General features: G+C 69.5%; 14 protein-coding genes. 9 read left to right on the forward strand and 5 right to left on the reverse strand.

Annotated features, from left to right (window positions below; translation table 11 throughout):
• Positions 1 to 7: 7 nt before the first annotated feature.
• Positions 8 to 1,843: a molecular chaperone HtpG gene (gene htpG, locus AB0M02_RS35575; protein WP_364235177.1), complete on the forward strand. Its 1,836-nt coding sequence runs from the start codon at positions 8 to 10 to the stop codon at positions 1,841 to 1,843.
• Between the two features lie 57 nt (positions 1,844 to 1,900).
• Here the strand turns inward: htpG and AB0M02_RS35580 are convergent, their stop codons facing one another.
• Entirely contained in the window at positions 1,901 to 2,119 is a 219-nt protein-coding gene (locus AB0M02_RS35580) for a DUF397 domain-containing protein (protein ID WP_364235179.1), read from the reverse strand.
• A 29-nt stretch (positions 2,120 to 2,148) separates the two neighbouring features.
• Positions 2,149 to 3,078 (reverse strand): helix-turn-helix transcriptional regulator, encoded by a 930-nt coding sequence (locus AB0M02_RS35585; RefSeq protein WP_364235182.1) that lies wholly within the window; start codon positions 3,076 to 3,078, stop codon positions 2,149 to 2,151.
• A gap of 183 nt (positions 3,079 to 3,261) precedes the next feature.
• On the opposite strand from AB0M02_RS35585, the gene AB0M02_RS35590 reads away from it, so the two are divergent.
• Positions 3,262 to 3,498, forward strand: coding sequence for a hypothetical protein (locus tag AB0M02_RS35590; RefSeq protein WP_364235184.1), 237 nt, complete (start codon positions 3,262 to 3,264; stop codon positions 3,496 to 3,498).
• A 4-nt stretch (positions 3,499 to 3,502) separates the two neighbouring features.
• On the opposite strand, the gene AB0M02_RS35595 is transcribed toward AB0M02_RS35590, so the two are convergent.
• A complete protein-coding gene (locus AB0M02_RS35595) occupies positions 3,503 to 4,396 on the reverse strand; it encodes a PfkB family carbohydrate kinase (protein ID WP_364235185.1) in 894 nt (297 codons plus the stop codon).
• Between the two features lies 1 nt (position 4,397).
• Positions 4,398 to 4,556: a hypothetical protein gene (locus AB0M02_RS35600; RefSeq protein ID WP_364235186.1), complete on the reverse strand. Its 159-nt coding sequence runs from the start codon at positions 4,554 to 4,556 to the stop codon at positions 4,398 to 4,400.
• A 131-nt stretch (positions 4,557 to 4,687) separates the two neighbouring features.
• Between AB0M02_RS35600 and AB0M02_RS35605 the strand changes: the two genes are divergently transcribed.
• Entirely contained in the window at positions 4,688 to 6,157 is a 1,470-nt protein-coding gene (locus AB0M02_RS35605; protein WP_364235189.1) for an MFS transporter, read from the forward strand.
• The gene (locus AB0M02_RS35610) at positions 6,154 to 6,744 is read left to right on the forward strand and encodes a TetR family transcriptional regulator (RefSeq protein WP_364235191.1); all 591 of its coding nucleotides are present in this window, start codon (positions 6,154 to 6,156) and stop codon (positions 6,742 to 6,744) included. The genes AB0M02_RS35605 and AB0M02_RS35610 overlap by 4 nt, the downstream gene beginning before the upstream one ends.
• Here the strand turns inward: AB0M02_RS35610 and AB0M02_RS35615 are convergent.
• A complete protein-coding gene (locus AB0M02_RS35615; RefSeq protein ID WP_364235194.1) occupies positions 6,710 to 7,258 on the reverse strand; it encodes a TetR family transcriptional regulator in 549 nt (182 codons plus the stop codon). The genes AB0M02_RS35610 and AB0M02_RS35615 overlap by 35 nt on opposite strands.
• A 72-nt stretch (positions 7,259 to 7,330) precedes the next feature.
• On the opposite strand from AB0M02_RS35615, the gene AB0M02_RS35620 reads away from it, so the two are divergent.
• The 5 genes from AB0M02_RS35620 (at position 7,331) to AB0M02_RS35640 (ending at position 13,759) form a co-directional block, all read left to right on the forward strand.
• Positions 7,331 to 8,002 carry an SDR family oxidoreductase gene (locus AB0M02_RS35620; RefSeq protein ID WP_364235197.1) on the forward strand — a complete coding sequence of 224 codons (672 nt, stop codon included), beginning with the start codon at positions 7,331 to 7,333 and terminating at the stop codon, positions 8,000 to 8,002.
• A gap of 61 nt (positions 8,003 to 8,063) precedes the next feature.
• Entirely contained in the window at positions 8,064 to 9,608 is a 1,545-nt protein-coding gene (locus AB0M02_RS35625) for an alpha/beta hydrolase (RefSeq protein WP_364235200.1), read from the forward strand.
• Between the two features lie 67 nt (positions 9,609 to 9,675).
• Positions 9,676 to 11,145 (forward strand): gluconate:H+ symporter, encoded by a 1,470-nt coding sequence (locus AB0M02_RS35630; protein WP_364235202.1) that lies wholly within the window; start codon positions 9,676 to 9,678, stop codon positions 11,143 to 11,145.
• A gap of 105 nt (positions 11,146 to 11,250) precedes the next feature.
• Complete coding sequence (locus AB0M02_RS35635; protein WP_364235203.1) at positions 11,251 to 13,212, forward strand: CHAT domain-containing protein; 1,962 nt, start codon at positions 11,251 to 11,253, stop codon at positions 13,210 to 13,212.
• A gap of 4 nt (positions 13,213 to 13,216) precedes the next feature.
• Positions 13,217 to 13,759 (forward strand): hypothetical protein, encoded by a 543-nt coding sequence (locus AB0M02_RS35640; protein ID WP_364235205.1) that lies wholly within the window; start codon positions 13,217 to 13,219, stop codon positions 13,757 to 13,759.
• The last annotated feature ends 9 nt before the right edge of the window (positions 13,760 to 13,768 follow it).

The following is a 13,768-nucleotide window of genomic DNA, read 5'->3' on the forward strand; positions in this document are numbered from 1 at the left end:
GGAACGGGTGACGATGGAGACGTTGGAGTTCCAGGCCGAGGCGCGGCAGCTGTTGCAGCTGATGGTCCATTCGATCTATTCGAACAAGGACATCTTCCTGCGGGAGCTGATCTCGAACGCGTCCGACGCGCTGGACAAGCTGCGCCTGGCGAAGCTGCAGGACGGCCTCGAGGCGGACACCTCCGACCTGCACATCGAGATCGAGGCGGACGCTGAGGCGCGCACGCTGACCGTCCGGGACAACGGCATCGGGATGACCCGTGACGAGGTCGTCGAGCTGATCGGCACGATCGCCAAGTCCGGCACCGCGGAGCTGCTGACCAAGCTCAAGGAGGCCAAGGAGAGCCCCGAGCTGATCGGCCAGTTCGGTGTGGGCTTCTACTCGACGTTCATGGTCGCCGACAAGGTCGAGCTGGTGACGCACCGGGCCGGCACCGAGGGGCACGGCACGCGCTGGGAGTCGGCGGGTGAGGGCACGTTCACCATCGACGACGCGCCGGACGCGCCGGTCGGCACCACGGTGACGCTGCACCTGCGGCCCAAGGACGAGGACGACGCGCTCTACGACTACACGGACGACTGGAAGATCCGGGAGATCGTCAAGCGCTACTCGGACTTCATCGCCTTCCCGATCACGAAGGACGGCGAGTCACTCAACTCGATGAAGGCGCTGTGGGCCCGGCCGCGCAGCGAGGTCACCGACGAGGAGTACCACCAGTTCTACCGGCACATCAGCCACGACTGGACCGACCCGCTCGAGATCATCAACATGAAGGCCGAGGGCACCTTCGAGTACGAGGCGTTGCTCTTCATCCCGTCGCGCGCACCCCACGACCTGTTCCAGCGGGACGCGCGCCGCGGCTTGCAGCTCTATGTGAAGCGCGTCTTCATCATGGACGACAGCAAGGAGCTGATCCCCGACTACCTGCGCTTCGTCAAGGGTGTCGTCGACGCCGCCGACCTGTCGCTGAACATCTCCCGCGAGATCCTGCAGCAGGACCGGCACATCCAGATGATCCGCCGCCGGCTCGTCAAGAAGGTCCTCTCCACGATCAAGGACCTGATGAGCAACAACCCGGAGAAGTACGCGACGTTCTGGCGCGAGTTCGGCCGCGCGGTCAAGGAGGGCCTGCTCAGCGAGCCGGACAACCACAAGCCCATCCTGGAGATCGCCTCCTTCGCCACCACGCACGGCACCGAGCCGACGACACTGGCCGCCTACGTGGAACGCATGAAGGAGGGCCAGGAGGAGATCTACTTCCTGACCGGCGAGAGCCGCTCCCAGGTGGAGAACTCCCCGCACATGGAAGCCTTCCAGGAACAGGGCTACGAGGTCCTCATCCTGACCGACCCGGTCGACGAGATCTGGGTCGACGCCGTCCCCGACTTCGACGGCAGGAAGCTGCGGTCGATCGCCCGAGGCTCGGTCGACCTGAAGAAGGACGAGGAGGAGAAGGAGCCGGAGGGCGACTTCGGCCCGCTGCTCGGCTTCCTCAAGGAGAAGCTGGACGAGCAGGTCAAGGAGGTCCGCCTCTCCCACCGCCTGACCACCTCGGCGGCGTGCCTGGTCAGCGACTCCGACGACATCACGCCGGCACTGGAGAAGATGTACCGGGCGATGGGCCAGGAGGGCCCGCGCGTCAAGCGGATCCTCGAGCTGAACCCGAACCACCCGCTGGTGTCGGGTCTGCGGGCCGCCCACGAGCGGGGTGCCGAGGACCCGGCCCTGCCGGACACCGCCGAGCTTCTGTACGGGACGGCGCTGCTGGCCGAGGGCGGCGATCTGGAGGACCCGGCCCGGTTCGCGAAGTTGCTGGCGGACCGGCTGGCCCGCACGGTCTGAGAGACAGAACTCGCCCGGCATCCGCGTGGGATGCCGGGCGAGACTGCTTTGGGCCTGTCAGCGGAGAAGGTCGTCGAACTCCCCGCGCTTGATGCCATCGATGAAGGCCTCGAGTTCGGCCCGGGTGTACGTGACGACTGCGCCGTCCGGTTGGCGTGAATTGCGGAAGGCGACGGTGTCGCCGTCCACCTTGGCCAACTCGACGCAATTCGAAGTTCCGCTCTTCGTGGCCTTGCGCCATGCCAGCGGCTCGTTGTTGGATTCGGCAGGATTCATCATTGGACCCTTGGGTTGTCTTCGACGGTTTACAGGAGTGCTTCGATGATTCTGATCGATGTCTCTTCGTCGGCGGCGGCTGCGGCAATTTTCGTGAAATAGCTCTTGCAGCGCACCGACTCCTTCTTCCCTCGTTCCGCGGTGGTGCCCAGGGCCGTTTCGGTGTGGACGATGTCGCCGGTCAACCCGTCCGAAAACTCCAGAACCGTGAAGGATCCGACCTGGCTGATCGCCGATCCGGCGGTGAACGGAAGAACCTGGAGTTTCACATTCGGAAGCTTCATCTGTTCCCGAAGGTGAATCATCTGCCCGCGCATGACGTCGGGGTCGCCGATCATCGTGCGCAGGACGTTCTCACTGATTATCGCGTGGAGTTCGACCGGATCCGCGGTGACGAGGACGTCCTGCCGCCGGGCCCGGAATTCGATATTCTTCTCCAGGGCGTCCTGGCTGATCTCGGGAAGCAGCGCGATGACGACGGCTCGCGTGTAGTCCGCCGTTTGCAGCAGGCCGGGAACGAATCCGAGCTCGTAGGACTTGATGACGCTCGCGCCGGCCTCGAAGCCCGCGTACGCCGACTCCCAGGGATCGGCCGTGTTCCATTTCTCCCACCAGCCCTCCTGGTGGGCGGCGCGGGCCAGGCCCTTCAGCTGCTCGGTGGTCTCGCGGTCCAAGCCGTAGTGATCGCAGAGCGCGGCGACGTAGAGCAGCATGGGTCGCCGTTGCCCGTTCTCCAGCCGGCTGATCGCGGCGGGTTGGACGCCGAGGGCCTTGGCGACGTCGCCCGCTTTCTCGCCGGCCGCCTCCCGATGGCGGCGCAGCTCGTCGCCGAGTTGGCGGCGGAGCAGCACGGGACTCGTTCGCCTGGCCACGTCAACCACCTCCTCAGGCCACGTTAGGGCAATTCGCCAGCTGGCAACATGCGAACCGGCAACCCGCTTGTTGGCAATTTGATTCATGGCAAGAGCAACGGCGGCAAACGTAGCGTGTCAAATTCTCCGTGGCAATTGTCAGGGCGCGGTGACACGCGTGAGACTGAAGCTGTCACCCGCACGGGTAGGTCGTGGTGACGCGAAGAGACGCCCTCGGTGGCACCCGAAGGCGTCTCTGAATTCAGAACCGATCATCGAAGGGGTCGGCTCATGCACATCGTAGTACTTGATTCACTTCATGCCCAACCCGGCGAGGCCACCTCGTTCCCCGGTGTGCTGCTCCTGCTGGCGGCTGTCTTTCTCCTGCTGGCGGCCTTGCGAATGATGCGGCAGGCGCTCCTGCCGCTCCGCGAGATCATGCGGGTGGTGGGTTCGGCCGCGGCCGTCGCGATCCTGATGACGGTGGCATTGGCGTTGATCGTGGTGTCGCTCATCGCCGGGATCTGACCGGTCAGAGGTGGGCGAGCCAGTCCCGCGGGCCGGGGTGCTGGACGCGGATGCCGGCGATGCGGATCGCGTAACTGATGGCGGCCTGAAGGTCCGCTTCCTGCGCCAGTGCCACGCAGAGGGCGCCGTGGAAGACGTCGCCGGCGCCGGCCGTGTCTGTGGCCGGGACTGGTGGGACGGTGATTTCGCCCCACACGCCTGCGGTGCCCGCTCGGAAGCCGGCGCCGCCCGCGTCGAACCAGCGGACCGGGTCGGGGCCGTGGGTGACGACGACCTTGCGGGCGCCGACCGCTGCGGCCGTCGCCTCGTCGAGGGCGAGCGGGGCCGACGGGGACAAAACGGACGGGGACGGGGCGGACGGGTGGCGGAAGTCGGCTGAGCAGGCCACCACCTCCGCGTGGGGGAAGACCTCGGTGAAGACCGGGCGCCAGCTTCCCGCGTCCACCACCAGGCGCGATGCGGAGCGGGCGGCGGCGACGGCCAGGACCGGGTGGTGGCCGTCGACCAGGGTGAGGTCGGCCTCGGGGATGCCGCCGGGTGGGAGGTCGGCGCTGTGGGTGCCGGCGTTGCGGCTGACTATGGTTCGGGTGCCCGATGAGGACAGGACTGTCACCGCGGAGACCGGTGGCGGGTCGGTGAGGTCCGGGGCCGCGTCGATCACCGTCACGCCGCGGGCTGTCAGGTCGGCGTGGATCAGGGCGCCCAGCGGGTGTGATCCGACCACCGTGAGCAGGGTGACCGAGGCGCCGAGGGCGGCCGCGGTGACAGCGGCGTTGGTGGCCGGGCCGCCCGCGGCGACGGAGGCCGACGTGGACTGGATCTTCTCGTCGGCGGCGGGGAAACGGTCGACCCTCTGCACCAGGTCGACGGTCGCCAGTCCGACGCAGAGGACGCGCATGTCAGTTGTTGGAGAGGTCGACGAAGAACGTCCCGATGTTGGAGAAGATCTCCGCGACGCCGTCGCCGAGGCTGCGTGCCACGTCGGCGGCCGGCCCGGGGTTGGTGCCGATCCAGAAGACCAGCAGGAACACCAGGACCCATCCGAGGATCTTCTTCATCCAGCCCTCCACCGCGCGGACGCCATCCAAGATCGTGACACAGGCCCGCAACGGTCGCAGGCGGCACGCCCAAGCTGAGACCGCGCTCAGGAAATTGCTAGTCACTAGCTTTTGACAGCTACTCTCATTTTATGACCACCTCGAACGCGCGCTGGTACGCGCTCGCCGCACTGGCCCTCTGCACCGTCGCCATCGGTCTGGACAGCACCGCGCTCAGCGTCGCGCTGCCCACCCTGGCCCGGGACCTCGACGCCTCCACCGGTGATCTCCAGTGGTTCACCACCTCATATCTGCTGGTTCTCGCCGCCGCGCTGCTGCCGGCCGGCATGCTCGGCGACCGCTTCGGCCGTAAGCGCATGCTCCTGTGCGCCCTCGTCGTGTTCGGTGCCGCCTCGGCCGCGTGTGCCTACGCCGCGTCGACCGGACAGTTGATCGCCGCCCGCGCGGTCCTCGGGCTCGCCTCCGCCGTGATCCTGGCGCTGATGGGTGCCGTCGTGACCGTGCTGTTCGACGAGCGGGAAAGGCCGAGGGCACTCTCCGTCTGGGTCACGGCGAACGCCCTCGGTGTGCCGCTCGGCCCGCTGCTCGGCGGGTACCTGCTCGACCACTTCCACTGGGGATCGGTCTTCCTGATCAATCTGCCCCTGGTGGCGGCGGGGCTGATCGCCGTCACCGCCTGGGTCCCCGAGTCGTACGGCGATCGCGGAAGGCGCTTCGACCTGCCCGGAGTCGTGTTGTCCGCAGGGGGACTGTGCGCGCTGACGTACGGAATCATCAAAGCCGGTGAAGACAGCTGGAGCGACGTGCCCGCCCAGATCTCCATCGCCTCCGGCGTGCTCGCCCTCGCCGGCCTGGCGCTGTGGCAGCGCCGTGCCGCCGCGCCGCTGATCGACCTGGACCTCTTCCGCAACCGCGCCTTCCTCGGCGGCACGCTCTTCGCCACGCTCGCCGGATTCTCGCTGTTCGGCCTGCTCTTCACGCTGCCGCAGCTGTTCCAGGCGGTCGGTGGGGCGAACGCGTTCGGCACCGGCCTGCGCCTGCTCCCGGTGATCGGCGGGCTGATGGCCGGTGCCCGGATCGCCAACCGGCTGACCGCCCGCCCGGCGAGAAACGTCATCGCCGCGGGGCTCGCGCTGATGGCCGTCGCGCTCTTCGCGGGCGCTCTCACCGGCCCGGACACCGGATACGGCTGGATCGCCGCCTGGATCACCCTGGCCGGAATCGGTCTCGGCTTCACCCTGCCGCCCTCGATGAACGCCGCGCTCGGCGCCCTCAGCCCGGAGCGCAGCGGCGTGGGCAACGGACTGATCCAGGCGTTGCGGCAGGTGGGCAGCGCGATCGGCGTCGCGGTGCTCGGCATGGTGCTGAACGCCGTCTACCGCGACGGTGTGCCCCCGGCGGCCGGAGACAGCGTCACCGAGGGTGTCGCGGCCGCCCGGCGCCTCGGCGATCCGGTGCTGCTCGCGCAGGTGCGGGACGCGTTCACCCACGGCATGTCCGTCTCGCTGATCGTCGCCGGAGCGGTGGCCGCGGTCGGTGCGGCGCTCGCCCTCGTGGTGATGCCGGCCGGCGAGAAGGTGCTGGCAGAATCGGGCGTATGACCAGCCTGCGTGAGCGGAAGAAGGCGAAGACCCGGGCCGCGATCCGCGACCACGCGATGCGGCTGTTCGAGGAGCAGGGGTTCGCGGCCACCACAGTGGATCAGATCGCGGACGCGGCCGAGGTCTCGCCGAGCACTTTCTTCCGATATTTCCCGACAAAGGAAGATGTGGTGCTGATCGACGACGTCGACGCGGTGCTGGTCGTGGCGATCCGCGCCCAGCCTGCCGGCGTGGAGCCGATCCAGGCGATTCTGCTCGCGATGAGAGACGTCTTCGCCGACCTGAGCCCGGAGGCCTGGGAGTTCGAGCAGCGCCGCCAGCGACTCTTTCACAGCGTCCCCGAGTTGCGCGCGCGCGTCATGCACCAGATGACGGACGCCATCGACCTGCTGGCCGGGGTGATCGCCGAGCGGGCCGGGCTGCCGCCGGGTGACTTCTCCGCGCGGGTCATGGCCGGTGCGGCGGTCGGTGCGATGCTCTCGGTGGTGCCGTCCGGGGGGCTTCCCGCGGAGGGCGTCACTCCGGCTGACCACGAGCGTCTGGAGAGAGCGCTCACGCTGCTCCAGCAGGGCCTTCCGCTGGGCTGAGCGCGGCTTTCGCCGCTGCCAGGACGCGGTCCGAGAGGTCGGTGCCGGCCGTCGCGCGCGCGAGCATCAGGGCCCCGACCATCATGCTGAGGGCGGCCAGATCCGGTTCGCCGCCGGCTCCGAGGTGGGTTGCGAAACCTTCAACCCCTTTGGTGTACGCGGACCGCGCTCCGTTGTCACCCGAGGACCGGCTCACGTCCGCCCCGAATCCGGCCGACGGGCACCCCTGTCCCGGGTGGTCCCGGTGCTCGGCCGACAGGTACTGCTCGATCAGCGCCGCCCGCCCGTCCGGCAGGTGTTCCGCCTGGTCGAGGAAGGCGCGCGCGACCGCCTCGGCGACCAGCGCCTCCTTCGAGGCGAAGTGCTTGTAGAACCCGCCGTGCGTGAGCCCCGCCTCGGCCATCACGTCCGCCACGCTCACCCCGGCCACTCCGCGCTCGCGAAACAGCCGCGCGGCCGTGCTGACGATACGTTCCCGGTTCTGCGTTGCCTGCGCCTGCGACACCCGTCCCATGACCGCAACTATAGATGATGTGTGTCATCTATTACGTGGCGCGCTTTAGATGATGGCCGTAATCTAACCGGCATGGAACTCACCACAGCAGTCGCCGTAGTCACCGGAGCCAACCGCGGTTTCGGGCGTCACCTCGCCGCCCAGCTGATCGAGCGCGGCGCCAAGGTCTACGCCGCCGCCCGCGACCCGCGCGCCATCGACCTGCCCGGCGCGATCGCGCTGCAGCTCGACGTCACCGACCCCGAATCCGTCGCCAAGGCCGCCGCTGCCGCCTCCGACGCCACCCTGCTGATCAACAACGCCGGCGTCTCGGCCGGGCAGAACCTGCTCGACGGCGACCTCGACGGCATCCGCGCGGACATGGAGACCAACTACTTCGGCACCCTCGCCGTCACCCGCGCGTTCGCCCCGGTCATCGCGGCCAACGGCGGGGGAGCGGTGCTCAACGTGCTGTCCATCCTGTCCTGGCTGCACCCGGGCCCGCTCGGCTCCTACTCGGCGGCCAAGGCGGCCGCCTGGGCGCTCACCAACGCGAGCCGCGACCTGCTCGCGCCGAGCGGCATCACCGTCACCGGGCTGCACGTGGCCTACATGGACACCGACATGGCCGCCTCGATCCCGCCGGAGCAGAAGAGCGACCCGGCCGTCGTCGCCGCGCTCGCCCTGGACGCGCTCGCCCGCGGTGACCAGGAGATCCTCGGCGACGAGCTGACCGGACGGGTCAAGGCGGGCCTTGCCGGGTGACAGGGGTTGCATCGGCTGGCTTAGATGGGTTGCGACTCTGCCGCCGACCATGAGGTTGCCCATGAGACGCAAAGTCGTACCCCTGCTCGTAGTGACGCTGCTGGCCGGGCTCGCCCCGGCCGCACCGGCCGCCGCGCACACCGCGGCGCCGGTCAGCAAGATCGCCTGGGGTCCCTGCGACCCCGCCGAGGAACCGCCGGAAGGCGTTGTCTGCGGCACCCTGGAGGTGCCGGTCGACTGGTCCAAACCGCGCGGATCAAAGATCAAACTGGCCCTCGCGAAGGTGCCGGCCGCCGACCCGTCGCAGCGCATCGGCTCGCTGCTGATCAATCCGGGCGGTCCGGGCGGATCCGGGGTGAGTTTCGCCTACGGCGCCACCGAGGCGTTCTCCCCGGCGATCGTGAACCGGTTCGACATCATCGGCTTCGACCCGCGCGGCCAGGCACGCAGCAACGCCGTGATGTGCGACAGCGACGCCGTGATCGCACAGGGCGCGTACCTCTTCCCGCAGAACAGCGAGGAGTACGCGTCGCTGCGCGCCGCCAACAAGACGCTCGCGCAGACGTGCCTCGACCTGACCGGGCCGCTCGCCAAGTACGTGGACACCGCCAGCGTGGCCCGCGACATGGACGCCATCCGTGCCGGGCTCGGCGAGCAGAAGATCAGCTACTACGGCGTCTCGTACGGGACCATGATCGGCCAGCAGTACGCCGAGCTGTTCCCGACCCGGATCCGCGCCATGACGCTGGACTCGAACATGGACCACGCGCAGACCATCGCCGGCTACCAGAAGTGGGAGTCGCTGGCGATGGAGGGCTCGTTCAAGCAGTTCGACTCCTGGTGCGACCGGACCGAGGCGTGCGCGCTGCACGACCAGGACGCGCTGGCCTACTTCGACAGCCTGCTCGCCCGCGCGGACGCCGGTGAGCTGGAGGTCGAGGGTGACCCGGTCTCGTCCGACCAGGTCATCTCGTTCATCTTCGGATACCTGTACGACCCGGTGACGTGGTTCTGGCTCGCCGAGGACCTGCTCTGGCTCGGCGGCGACTCGCCCGGACTGGCGCAGCGCTTCCGCGGGGAGCCGACCGAGTTCGGCTACTGGCCGGTGATGTGCTCGGACTTCCGGTTCGACGTGAAGGCGTACCCGATCCTCAACGCGATCCGTAAGGAACAGCGCCGGCTCGCGCCGCACACCCGGTACAACCCGCTCGCGTGGACCGACCTGACCAGCTGCCAGAACTGGCCGTTCGGCGTCACCAACCCGCCGCACAAGCTGCGGGCGTCGAAGAAGCTGCCGCCCATCCTGCTGTCCAACAGCCGGTGGGACGTGGCCACGCCCTACGAGTGGGGGCGTAGCCTCGCCGGCCAGCTGCCCAGCGCGACGTTCCTGACGTACGACGGGGTCGGCCACGGCACGTACTGGCTCAGCCCGTGTGCTCGGGACGCGATCGACACGTACCTGATCGACCGGCGTACCCCCGCCAAGGGCACCCACTGCCCGGCGGTCTTCCCGGACGCGCCGCCGGCTCCGGCCGCCGCCTCGCTGAGCTCCGGCTCCGGCGTGGTGAACCCGCTGCCGCAACTGGTGGGCCCGTTCGGCCGGTGACGGAAAGGCCTCGGCGGTGATGTGACGTGAGGGATTGAAAGGCGTTGCTCCCGGGTAACGCCGCTCCATGTCGACCATCGCCGCCGAGGCCATCACCGACGCCGGTACCGGCCAGCTCGTCCTCGCCGCGGTGCTCGCCATCGCAGCCGTCGTACTGCTCATCGCCTGGGCCAAGTGGCACCCGTTCCTCGCCCTCATCGGCGGGTCGGCGGTGCTCGGCCTGGTGGCGGGTGCCGCGCCCGGCGCCACCGTGGACTCCTTCACCACCGGCCTGGGCAACACCGTCGGCAGCGTCGGCCTGCTGATCGCCCTCGGCTCGATGATCGGCGCGCTGCTCGCCGAGTCCGGCGGCGCCGACGGCATCGTGAACCGGATCGTCAACGGCGTCTCCGGCGCCGCGCTGCCGTGGGCCATGGCGGGGGTCGCCGCCCTCATCGGGCTCCCGCTCTTCTTCGAGGTGGGCGTCGTCCTCCTCGTCCCGATCGTGCTGCTCGCCGCGCGGCGTACCGATGTGGGGTTGCTCCGCCTCGGCATCCCGGCCCTGGCCGGGCTCTCCGTGCTGCACGGCCTGGTGCCGCCGCATCCCGGTCCGCTCGTGGCGATCGCCAGCCTCAACGCCGACCTGGGCCTGACCCTGATGCTCGGCCTGATCTGCGCGATCCCGACGGTGATCATCGCCGGGCCGGTCTTCGGCAACTTCATCGCCAAGCGGGTGCCCCTCTCGGTGCCGCCGGTGCTCGCCGCCGTCGGAGAGCGCCCGGGATCCGGTCCCGCCGGCGGCCAGGACTTCGTCGACCGCGACGACCTCGTCAACCCCGGCGCCGGCGACCCCGCCGAACTGGTCGACCAGCAGATCACCGGCCGGCGCCGCGACCCGGGCTTCTGGCCCGCGGTGCTCACCGTGCTGCTGCCCGTCGTGCTGATGCTGGCCCGAGGCATCGCCGAACTCGTCCTCGTCGAGGACACCCCGCTGCGCAACGCCCTCGAGGTGGCCGGCGACCCGGTCGTCGCCCTGCTCGCCGGTGTGCTGCTGGCGATGTGGACGCTCGGGCACCGAGCCGGCTTCGACCGCAGGGAGACCTCCGCGGTCCTCGGCGGCGCCCTCCCGCCGATCGCCGGCATCCTGCTGATCGTCGCCGCCGGCGGCGGCTTCAAGCAGGTCCTCATCGACGCCGGCGTGGGCAACGTGATCGCCGACGCCGCCCGCGACGCGAACATCAACGCCCTGGTCCTGGGCTTCCTGGTGGCCGTCGGCATCCGCGTCGCCACCGGGTCGGCGACAGTCGCCACCATCACGGCCGCGGGCATCGTGGCACCGCTGGCGACCACCCTGTCCACGCCCGAGGTGTCCCTGCTGGCGCTGGCGATCGGGGCGGGCTCACTGTTCTTCTCGCACGTGAACGACGCCGGCTTCTGGATGGTCAAGGAGTACTTCGGCATGACCGTCGGCCAGACCATCAAGACCTGGTCCGTCATGGAGACGATCATCTCGGTGGTGGGCTTCGCCTGCGTGATGCTGCTCAGCCTGGTCGTCTAGCGCGATCCGCGCTCAGTCTGCTACGCGACAGACGTCGTCAGGGGCACCGCCGCATGATGGCCACATCTCGTGTGAGGTGGGACACACGAGGTGAGGGAGGCGACCATGTCCCCGGCCGGCGAAGCCCGCACACTCGCGAACATGGCCGTGCAGCGGTTCGCGGCGGACCTGTCCGCGCAGGTCACGCCGCCGCGACGCCTCGGTGGGCCACTGTGGGAACTGGTGGGCCGGCCGTTGTCGGCGACGCCTCGCGGGCTGCTGCTGTGCCGCGCGATCGAGGCGTCCCCGCACGATCGGGCGGCGCTGATGGAACTGCGTGCCCACCTGAGTGTGCTGCTGGCGACCGACACCCGTCTGTGCCGTCAGACCGAGGCCCTGCTGCGAGTGCCGATTCCGCAGGCTGATCTCCGCCACCCTGAGCCTCCGCCGTCTCTGCCCGGCCCCACCGAGCCGGTGTCCGACACCCGCGTCCATCTCGACGGACGGCCGACCGCGCCGGGCCCGCCCGTGCCGTCGCGGCGGTTGCAGGCCCGGCTCGAACCCGACGACGCGGACCGGCCGGCGCTGGTGACGCTGGCGGTCGGCGTAGGCACCACCGGCGCCGGCGTGACGTTCGACGACCGCAGCGTCTTCGCCACGGGCGAGGAGGAGGTCGTCCTCGACGTCATCGTGACCACGCGGGACTTCGCCGTGCTCGACGGCACGGCGCGCCGGCTGTGGCTGCCGCGGACCGGCTCGTCGCGCAACCTCGCCCGTTTCGACCTGATCGTTCCCGACGACGCGACCGAGGGCGAGGTCACGGCCCTGCTGTACAAGGCGGGGAACCTGGTGGCTGGGATGCGGATACGGCTGATCGTCACCCCCGGAGAGCGCCGGGTCGGCGAGGTGTCGAGCATCGGCCGGTCGCTGGCGGCGGCACCGGCCCTGCGTACCCGGCAGCTCTCGCTGGTCATCCGGCCGGACCGCGACGGCTACACCCTGACGTCGTTCGGCGCGATCCGCGCCGAGGCGACGCTGCGGCTGACCGGCGAGCACCTGAGGCGCCTTCTCGCGGAGGCGCGGACGGCCCTCGCGCGGCTCGTCGATCTCGAGCAGTACCAGAACGGCGTCCGGATCGACGAGCAGCTGTCCCGGCAGTCACTCGCCGTGCTCGCCGAGGCGGGACTCCGGCTCTACCGTGCGGTGTTCTACGACGGCGACGTCGCGGCCGAGGACTTCGCGAACCGGCTGCGTACGGTCGCCGCCCTGCAGAATCTCAAGATCCAGGTGGTCTCGGACCAGTTCATCCTGCCCTGGGGGCTGCTCTATCTGGCCGAGGACCTCGATCACGTCGACCCGGAGTGCTTCCTCGGTTTCCGGCACGTGATCGAGCACCTTCTGCTGCGGAGCACCGCTGACGTGCCGGTGGAGCTGTCCACCTCGCCGCGTATCTCGGTGGCGTGTGCCTACGACCTCGGTATCGACGCCGAGTTCCAGGTCGGCGCGGTCGCCGGCCAGATGGCGTACTGGGAGGAACTGCGGCGCGCGAACGCCGGGACCACCAACCTGGTCGAGTTGTCGACCGCGTCCACCGCGGCGCAGGTCCGGGAGGCTCTCGACGGCGACGGGGAGCCGCACATCTGGTACTTCTACTGCCACGCGGTGGTCGACGAGGCCGGCGTCGACGGGTACCTGGGACTCTCCGATCAGTCCCAGCTGACCCTGCGGGAGCTGTCGGTCTCGCCACGGCGCCCGCTGCGCGGCGCACCGCTCGTGATGATCAATGCGTGCGGGTCGGCCACCCTGGGCCCGCTGTTCTATGCGGGCTTCCTGCGCTACTTCATCGCGCGCGGCGCGCGCGGAATGATCGGGACCGAGTGTGACGTGCCCGCCGAATTCGCCGCCGAGTGGGCACACCGCTTCTTCGAGACCTTCCTGCGTGGTGGCCGGACCGTCGGCGAGACGCTCCTGGACCTGCGCCGCGGCTTCCTCTACGAGGACCGCAACCCCCTGGGCCTGATGTACGCGCTGTACTGCGACGCCGACACGACCGTGGTCCCGGGTGTTCAGGTGATGGAACGGAGGTAGGGACATGTCGAATCCGGCCCCGGCCGGCAGCCCTGATCCGGCCAATGCGGTGCCGGATCCGCTCGGCAGCGTCACGGCCGATCCGAAACTGGTTCGGCTGCGGGAGTACACCGCCACGGCCCTCGCCGCGTTCGTCATGCTCGCCACCGGGGTGCTGCTGGTCGTAGCGGTGGTCCGTGCGTCCGACCCGGACGGTTTCGCCCAGGTCAAGGATCTGCTGCTGTTCGTCAACCCGCTGGTCGGTTACGTGATCGGCTATTACTTCAACCGGGTGACCAGCGAACCGCGGGCGGAGAACGCGGAGAGCATGGCACAGTCGGCGGCCCGCGTCGCCGAACGCGAGGGGCAGGAACGCACGGCTGCCGAGGAACGCGGCCGTCAGTCCACGGCGGCCCTCGCCGAACTCGCGAGTGCGGCGACCCCGATGACCGGGCGGCCGAAGACCCTCGGTGGTGAGGGTGGCGACCCGAACGCCGCACGCCGGCTCGAGTCCGCACTCAGCCATGCCCACGCTGTCCTGGGATGGCAGGGTTCCCGGCCGGGTTAGGACGACGAC

This window comes from Actinoplanes sp. NPDC051861, assembly GCF_040681145.1.
Taxonomy (GTDB): domain Bacteria; phylum Actinomycetota; class Actinomycetes; order Mycobacteriales; family Micromonosporaceae; genus Actinoplanes.

What these genes read in the sequence shown, in the direction of transcription:
- AB0M02_RS35580 (WP_364235179.1), bottom strand. Translation starts at nt 2,119, where the DNA reads ATGAATCCTGCCGAATCCAACAACGAGCCGCTGGCATGGCGCAAGGCC.
- AB0M02_RS35585 (WP_364235182.1), bottom strand. Translation starts at nt 3,078, where the DNA reads ATGAATCAAATTGCCAACAAGCGGGTTGCCGGTTCGCATGTTGCCAGC.
- AB0M02_RS35590 (WP_364235184.1), top strand. Translation starts at nt 3,262, where the DNA reads ATGCACATCGTAGTACTTGATTCACTTCATGCCCAACCCGGCGAGGCC.
- AB0M02_RS35595 (WP_364235185.1), bottom strand. Translation starts at nt 4,396, where the DNA reads ATGCGCGTCCTCTGCGTCGGACTGGCGACCGTCGACCTGGTGCAGAGG.
- AB0M02_RS35600 (WP_364235186.1), bottom strand. Translation starts at nt 4,556, where the DNA reads ATGAAGAAGATCCTCGGATGGGTCCTGGTGTTCCTGCTGGTCTTCTGG.
- AB0M02_RS35605 (WP_364235189.1), top strand. Translation starts at nt 4,688, where the DNA reads ATGACCACCTCGAACGCGCGCTGGTACGCGCTCGCCGCACTGGCCCTC.
- AB0M02_RS35610 (WP_364235191.1), top strand. Translation starts at nt 6,154, where the DNA reads ATGACCAGCCTGCGTGAGCGGAAGAAGGCGAAGACCCGGGCCGCGATC.
- AB0M02_RS35615 (WP_364235194.1), bottom strand. Translation starts at nt 7,258, where the DNA reads ATGGGACGGGTGTCGCAGGCGCAGGCAACGCAGAACCGGGAACGTATC.
- AB0M02_RS35620 (WP_364235197.1), top strand. Translation starts at nt 7,331, where the DNA reads ATGGAACTCACCACAGCAGTCGCCGTAGTCACCGGAGCCAACCGCGGT.
- AB0M02_RS35625 (WP_364235200.1), top strand. Translation starts at nt 8,064, where the DNA reads ATGAGACGCAAAGTCGTACCCCTGCTCGTAGTGACGCTGCTGGCCGGG.
- AB0M02_RS35630 (WP_364235202.1), top strand. Translation starts at nt 9,676, where the DNA reads ATGTCGACCATCGCCGCCGAGGCCATCACCGACGCCGGTACCGGCCAG.
- AB0M02_RS35635 (WP_364235203.1), top strand. Translation starts at nt 11,251, where the DNA reads ATGTCCCCGGCCGGCGAAGCCCGCACACTCGCGAACATGGCCGTGCAG.
- AB0M02_RS35640 (WP_364235205.1), top strand. Translation starts at nt 13,217, where the DNA reads ATGTCGAATCCGGCCCCGGCCGGCAGCCCTGATCCGGCCAATGCGGTG.